This is a genomic window from Marseilla massiliensis, from assembly GCF_023336985.1.
Taxonomy (GTDB): Bacteria; Bacteroidota; Bacteroidia; order Bacteroidales; family Bacteroidaceae; genus Prevotella; species Prevotella intestinigallinarum.
Window position 1 is genome coordinate 22,281 of record NZ_JAMBLP010000032.1, and the last position, 6,000, is coordinate 28,280.

The 6,000-nt window shown below is 58.7% G+C and carries 3 protein-coding genes and 1 tRNA gene; 2 read left to right on the forward strand and 2 right to left on the reverse strand.

The genetic code is table 11. The features are described from left to right. Positions 1–233: 233 nt before the first annotated feature. Positions 234–1,202, reverse strand: coding sequence for a metallophosphoesterase (locus M3089_RS14425; protein ID WP_394802296.1), 969 nt, complete (start codon positions 1,200–1,202; stop codon positions 234–236). A 230-nt stretch (positions 1,203–1,432) separates the two neighbouring features. Further along, entirely contained in the window at positions 1,433–4,279 is a 2,847-nt protein-coding gene (locus M3089_RS14430; protein WP_394802297.1) for a TonB-dependent receptor, read from the reverse strand. 425 nt (positions 4,280–4,704) lie between these two features. Between M3089_RS14430 and M3089_RS14435 the strand changes: the two genes are divergently transcribed. Continuing rightward, entirely contained in the window at positions 4,705–5,655 is a 951-nt protein-coding gene (locus M3089_RS14435) for a glycosyltransferase family 2 protein (RefSeq protein WP_249084859.1), read from the forward strand. Between the two features lie 184 nt (positions 5,656–5,839). Next, positions 5,840–5,913, forward strand: a tRNA-Pro gene (locus M3089_RS14440). Positions 5,914–6,000 lie beyond the last annotated feature (87 nt).

Genomic DNA, 6,000 nt, shown 5'->3' on the forward strand with positions numbered 1-6,000 from the left:
ACGTGCCGTTTTGGGGTGCCGTATGTGCCGTTTTAGGTTGCCGAACGTGCCGTTTGGCCGTGCGGTGCCGTCGGGGCGAGCTTGGGCGGGGCGTTCCGTTGCCATTCGGCGGGCTGTGTCTTGGGTTGATGCTTGCCGGCAACGGCCGTCGGCGGGCGCTGCTCCGCCCCTGCAATAATGCAAATGCGGGGCTGCTTCGGTGGCAGTCCCGCATTTTCGGTTGTGGCCGGCGGTCACTTGTTTTTGGTCACGGTGTGTATTGCCTTGCCCGTCTTGTCGAGCATGTACATGTTGAGTTGCTTTTTCGTGGCGGATATCACAGAGAATCCTTCGACCCCCGCGCAGAACACGGTTCCCGTGGTTGGCTCGACCTTGCGGGCCAGAGAGCCCGACGTGTTGACCACGTAGTCGATGTCGTCGCCCGCCATCTTGATGTGCTGGTAGTTGTGTATGTGGCCGCAGGCGTATATTGCCACGTTGCCATACTTGTGGAGTATGGGCAGAAGCTGGCGCTGCATGTCTTGCCGTTCCACGTCGTCCTTGCTTGTCTGGGCGTATATCGGGTGGTGGCCAACCACTATCACCCAGTCTTCTTTGGCGTTTTTGAGCGTGTTGTCAAGCCACTTCAGCTGTGCGGCGTTGTCTTGCCTGGCGGCGTCGGGGTACTTGTCGGTTTCCTCGCGGTACTTTGATATGAGCGGCGTTGTGTCGATGAAGACAATGCGCACGGTTGTTCCGTCCTCGTCGACCACCTTGGTGTAGTAGCGGGCAGGCATGTCCCAGCGCCTGCTCACCTTCGAATAGTCTATCACTGCCTGCGTGTTGCCACGGTACTCGTGGTTGCCCATTATCGGGTTCCAGTCGAGCATGAGTTCCGGGTGCGAGTATATGAGCTCGTAGTTTGTCATCCACAGCGGGTCGTTTACTGAGGCCACGCCCTCGAAATGGTGCACGTCGCCGGCCGCGATGATCAGTTCCGGCCCTGTGGTCTCGGCCACGCGCCCCATGAGCTCGGCCACTGGCTTCTGCTCATAGTATCCGTTGCGGCCCAGGTCGTTGGCCATGTAAAGAACCACGTCGCCGTCCATCTTCTCCCAGTCGGCCGGTGTCTGGGCCACGGCGGCGGTGCCCGTGGCCAGTGTCAGTGCCATTGCGGCCATGCAGGTCATCATCTGCCGGCCAAGCGTCTTGATTGTTTTCATAATCGATGGTGTTGTTTTTGTTTTGTTGTATAATGTTGCTTGTTCGCTGTTTCGTGGCGCAAAGGTGGCGTAAGTTTCTGAAAACAACCTGAAATGCGGCCCCGGTAACAGTATTTTAATATGTGTTTCGCCCTGCCCTTACAGCCGCGGCTTGCCGCCGCCGGTGGCACGCCCCAACGCAAAGGCGGGCCGCTTGGTGTTCAAGCGGTCCGCCCGTGAGGTGTTGTTGGTTACAGGTTGATTTTGAAACCGGCGTTTACCTTCACGCCGTAGTATTCCACCTGCATCGTCCTGTCCTTCTCGCCCTGGTAGTAGCGCAGCGGTTGGTTGAGCAGGTTGTGGGCTTCTGCGAACACAGTGAACTTGGTGTCGCGCCCCCATGTGTAGCTTGCGTTGAGGTCAAGGTAGTTCACCTTGTCGTAGTAGCGGTCGAGTGCGCGTGCGCCGGTGTTCATCTGGTCGATGAACTCAGACGCGAAGTTGTACGACAGGCGCACGTTCACGCCGGCTTTCTCAAAGTACAGCGATGCGTTGGCGGTGTGTTCGGGCGACCCGGCCATCTTTACGTCGTCGCCGTCGGTTATGCCCAGGCGCTCGTTATAGTTGCGGGTGGTGCTGTGGGTGTACGTGTAGTTGCCGTAGAACCCGAGGCACTTCAGTGCGGGCGAGATGAAACCGAAGTCGCGCTGGTAGCCCACCTCGACGCCGAAGATGCGCGCGTCGTATGCATTCATGTTCTGCTCAACTTCAAACTCGTTGGTGTTGCCCCTCAGTCCGAGCTCCTCGCCGGTGTAGTAGCCGATGGTTTCAACGTTGACGTTCTTGATGTCTTTGTAGAAAAGGCCCAGGCTGACCAGGCCGATGCTCTTGAAGTAGTATTCGGCCGAGAGGTCGTAGTTGAACGAAGTGGTTGGCTCCGTGTTCGGGTCGCCTATTGTTGCCTCCTCGTCGGCCAGGTTAAACGTCTTGTTGGCTATCAGGGCAGAGTATTTCGGGCGCGAGAGTGTCTCGGTGAACGATGCGCGTATGTTGAAGTCGTCGTTCACCCTGTATTTCAGCAGCACGCTCGGCAGCACGTTGGTGTAGTCGTGCTTGTACTCGCCGGTGGGCGTAAGGCTCTCCCGGTCTTGCATCTGCGGCTCGCCGTCTTCGTCGAGCACGGGCTGGCCGGCGTCGTCCAGCTCGGCCTCTTCCCACGCCTGGTAGTTGAATCCGTTGGTCTTCAGCGAGGTGTGCTCCACGCGCAGTCCGATGGTGGCGTCGAGTTTGCTGCCCAGCTTCTGGTCGAAGCGTATGTAGCCTGCCGTGATCTGCTCTTTCACGTCGTAGTTGCCGGCCTCCTCTTCATACACCTCGTCGCCGTACTGGGGGTAAAGTTGCAGCCCGCCGAGGAACTCTTTGCTTATGAAAGGCGAGTTGATGGGGTAGAAGTTGCCCGGCATGAACCCGTCGCGAATCTTGTATGACACCTGCTTGCGCCAGTCGCCGAGCATCTCTTCGCCGTCGAACTCATAGAAACTGACGTCCTTGCTCTTGTCCTTGTAGGTGTACTTGCCGCCGAACTTGAGCTTGTTGCCGAAGCGGCCCTTGGCGAGCGGCAGTTCAAAGTTGAGGCGGGCTTTGTACTCATTCTCCTCTATGTCCTCGTCTTGGTTGGTCAGTTCGTCGAACTCCCAGCCCTCGTCGCTTATCGACGGTATGGCCACGGTGGTGTAAGGCTGCCTTCCGCCCACGTCCTGCAGGCCGCTGGCAACGTCGATGTCTTTGTATTTTATCGAGGCGTAGCGTTCGTTCGGGCGTTCCTCGGTGGCTCTCGAGTAGCTTGCAGCCCAGTCTATCTTGAGGTTGCCGATGTAGTGTTGTCCGTCGAGAGTGAAGTCCATGGTCTGCTGCCGCTCCAGTCTTGCGTCCTTGGTGTTGTCGGCTCCGGCCTTGGTTTCCATCGTTATCTCCTGCACATCCTCGTCGAGGTCCTTGTACTGCACGCGGAACCGGTTCTCCCAGTCGTTGCGGCGGTTGTATATTCCCTTGAACGATATCTTGTTGAGCGGGTTGAACTGATAGTCGAGGGCCAGCGAATAGCTCTGCCGTTCGCGCGTCACGTAGTATTGGCGCGCCTGGATTTCTTTCAGTACCACGCCGTCGTCGTCGGTGTCATACTCAAATTCGGTGTTGTCGGAGCCTCCCGGTGCGTATTGGTATGAGGCCGACGCCATGACGCCGAGCTTGTTGTCGAAGAAGCGCTGGCCCCATGTGGCCCCGAGGTTCCACTGCGGCTTTCCGCTAATCCAGCTGTAGCCGGTGCCCACCATGAAGTTGAGCACTCGGTGGAACGGCGTGTTCTTTGTCACGAGGTTTATCTCTCCGCCTATCGCGTCGCCGTCCATGTCGGAGGTGACGACCTTGTTTACCTCTATGGTCTGAATCATGTCGGATGGTATGAGGTCGAGTTGCACGTTGCGTGTGTCGCCTTCTGCCGACGGAATCCTGTTGCCGTTGATGGTCACCGAGGTCAGGTCGGCGCTCGTGCCGCGCACCTGTCCGAAGCGCGCTTCGCCCTGGTCGTATTGCACATTGATGCCGCTTATGCGCTTGAGGGCGTCACCTATGTTTGAGTCGGGGAACTTCCCGGCCTGGTCGGCCGACACAACGTTGGTCAATCCCATGCCGCTCTTCTGCATCTGGAGGGCCCGGCGCTGCTCGCTGAGCGCCCCCTGCACCTCTATCTCCTTCAGTTCGTGGCCCTCGCTCATCACGAAATTGTTCACCTGCGACTTCTTGTCGGTGACCGTTATCTTGCGGGTTATGGGGGCATAGCCCACGTATGAAATCTTTAGCGTGTAGGTTCCCGGCTTCAGCACGGGCAGCTTGTAGTAGCCGTTGATGTCGGTTGTTACGCCCGTGTGCAGGTCTTCCACAATGACGGATGCCCCCGGCAGCACACGTTTCTCGCTGTCGGTGATGCGTCCTGTAACGGAACCAAGGTCGGCTTCGGCCTCCTGAACGGCCCATGCGCCCGTGGTCATGCTTGCGGCGATGGCCGCTGTCATTACAAATCTACTTACCGTTTTCTTCATATTCACAGTTTATGTCTTTTCTGGTTGCAAAATTACTTAAGGTATGTAAACAAAGCGTAACACGGCAGTTAAGGAATTGAGACGATAGTGTTGCATCGATGTTACGCCACAGGGTTGCCGCGGCGATGGCCCTTATATAATATAAATATGTGTAATGGCGGTGACGGGCGTGGCTCACGGGCCGCATGGCTTCGGTGTCTCGTGGTGTCGCCGCCCCGCCGGTGCCACTTGCACGGCACGGCGATACAGCCCCGGCATGAGGTTTTGGGCGTGGCAGGTAGTGGGCGTTTGCCCTTTTTTCATTAACTTTGCAGCATATAAAGCCACGCAATGGCAAAACCACGGCCCCCTCCGGGCGCATGCCGCATGGCAGCAGGGCGCCGCCGGTGGCCAGGTCGCGTGATGCCAACCAATCATTACAGTCTATGGACAACCTTCTGACAGTGATAATACCAGTCTACAAGACCTTTTCAACCATCGACCGGTGCCTCGGGAGCGTGGTCGGACAGGAATACAGGCATTTGGAAATAATACTCGTCGACGACGGGTCGCCCGACGGCTGCCCTGCGAAATGCGACGAGTGGGCGGCGCGCGACAGCCGTATCAGGGTGATACACAAGCCCAACGGCGGGCTCGGCGATGCGCGCAACAGCGGGCTCGACGCCATGAACGGGAGTTACGTGACGTTTGTTGACTCCGACGATTTCATGGCTGCCGGAACGCTCCGGGCGCTTATGGACACGCTGTCGGCACACCCCGAGTACGACATTCTGGAGTATGGCGTATGCCGGTTTTACGGTTCACCGAAGCAGGAAATGCTGGCCTTTGCCGACGGAGAGTACCGCAACATTGACGACTACTGGCTCGAAGCCCGTGCATACGCCCATGCATACATGTGGAACAAGGTGTTCAGGCGCGCCTTGTTTGATTCTGTTCGGTTTCCGCCGCGCCGGGCCTTTGAAGACATCTTCACGCTGCCGCAGTTGCTCGGCCGCGCTTCTTGCGTGGCCACAACGCACAGCGGGCTGTACTATTACTGCATGAACGGAGGCGGGATAACGGCCACGGCAGGCGGCAACGAGCTCAGGGCGCTGCTCGATTCGCACATGCGCGTCATCGGCGCCTACCGCGGCAAGCCAGGCTTTGGCCCTTATTACATGCACGTGCTCAACATTCAGCTCTCCGTTAGCGCGCTCACGGGCGACGCCCCGAGGCTCACGGATGCCCCGGCCGGGCCGTTGGGCGTGGCCGGGGCGTCGGCGCGGCTCAAGGCGGTGGCCCTGCGCTTGCTCGGCATCGGCGGGCTGTGCCGTGCCTACCGACTGTTTTGGCGCGCCTGCCGCCTGGTTGGCGGCATTGGCGCTGTGCCGGCATAGGGCTTGCCTGCAGCCTTAGGTTTGCTGCCCCGGCCCCTTCGCCACAGGCCCCCGGGCCGTTTGCCGTCGGGGCAGATGCCGTTGCTGTTGCCGGAAGATGCAAAAAAAGTCGCCCGAAAATTTGCATATTCCACAAAATGTAACTACCTTTGCACCGCAATTCAGAAAGGTTGCAACTTTTGATCGGGATGTAGCGCAGTTGGTTAGCGCACGCGTCTGGGGGGCGTGAGGTCGCTGGTTCGAGTCCAGTCATCCCGACTTGCTGAGGCAGGGCTATCGTTTTTCGATGGCCCTGCCTTTGTTTTATGCCCCCGCGTGCCCTCGGACGCATGGCGCCGGAAGGCT